The sequence below is a fragment of the Burkholderia sp. LMG 13014 genome (genome assembly GCF_905232215.1).
GTDB lineage: Bacteria > Pseudomonadota > Gammaproteobacteria > Burkholderiales > Burkholderiaceae > Burkholderia.
The window spans coordinates 1-382 of sequence record NZ_CAJNKE010001079.1; the positions used below are offsets into that span (position 1 = coordinate 1).

The following is a 382-nucleotide window of genomic DNA, read 5'->3' on the forward strand; positions in this document are numbered from 1 at the left end:
ACAGTCGCTGTTCTATATCTTTTACGGCTGGGCGTCCGACAAGTTCGGCCGCAAGCCGGTGATCGCCACGGGCCTCGTGATCTTCGCGATCGGCAGCTTCGTCGCCGCGTCCGCGCACGACATCACGTGGATCATCGTCGGCCGGGTGATCCAGGGGATGGGCGCGGTGTCGTCCGCGGTGCTCGCGTTCATCGCCGACCTGACCTCCGAGCAGAACCGCACGAAGGCGATGGCGATGGTCGGCGGGTCGATCGGCGTATCGTTCGCGGTCGCGATCGTCGGTGCGCCGATCGTGTTCCACTGGGTCGGGATGAGCGGGCTGTTCGCGATCGTCGGCGTGCTGTCGATCCTCGCGATCGGCGTCGTGCTGTGGATCGTGCCC

Annotated in this window: 1 protein-coding gene; it reads left to right on the forward strand. The window is 66.2% G+C overall.

What is annotated here, in order from left to right; translation table 11 throughout:
• A partial coding sequence (locus JYJ84_RS37480) for an MFS transporter (RefSeq protein WP_205190373.1) occupies window positions 1–382 on the forward strand: 382 nt, incomplete at both ends.